Annotated in this window: 1 protein-coding gene; it reads right to left on the reverse strand. The window is 51.3% G+C overall.

Annotation, left to right across the window (positions count from 1 at the left end; genetic code table 11):
* Nucleotides 1-753 (reverse strand): sugar-binding transcriptional regulator (locus tag ACWHAR_RS26455; RefSeq protein ID WP_452088346.1); only part of this gene is annotated, 753 nt, incomplete at both ends.

A 753-nucleotide genomic window follows, 5' to 3' on the forward strand; every position in this document is an offset into this window, starting at 1 on the left:
CGTCCGCGAATCGATAGCATCGCTGCAAATGTTTCCTTCCGCATCAAAAAAGCGCGAACAAATATCGCCGACTCCACGTTCTTTCAGGAGGGCCTTTTCCTCTTCATGAAAATACCCCAGCCTGAACAGCAAGGCTTCATCGCGTACCGTGCCGACTGTAAATAACGCAATGTTTGCCTGTTTTCCCATTTCTATGATCCGCTTGATGTGCCTGTCCTGTTCCACCATCTGTTTGACTTCCGGATTGTCAAACACGACCGGAAGCGGCAAATACCTCGGCATCGTTTGAAAAGCTTCGGCAAACAGCTGAATCGTTTCAGACGAATAAGTGTTGACGCTGGAATGGCTGATTCCGCCTTTCAGTTGAACGACCTCTGCGCCCTTCACCTGTTTAGGCTGCATATTTTGGGCGATTTGGTACATCGTCGTCCCCCAGCTGACGCCGACAATGTCGCCGTCCTTGACTGCGCCGTGCATATATTCGGCCCCGAAGCGGCTGAGATAATGCGTGATGGTCGTATAATCCGCGGTCGGCGAAAAGACAACATGCGCTTCTAGAAGCCCGTATTTTTCCTCAAGCATCGCACCGAGCGCATCCATATCTTCAAACGGGTCCATAACGCGGATTTGGACATACCCCTTTTCCTTGGCGAACTGCAGCAGCCTTGATACCGTCGGTCTTGAAATCTGCAGCTGTTCGGCGATTTGCTGCTGGCTGTAGTCAGACTGATAGTAGAGCCTCGCTGCTTCAAT

The organism is Bacillus sp. LR--39 (assembly GCF_053613335.1).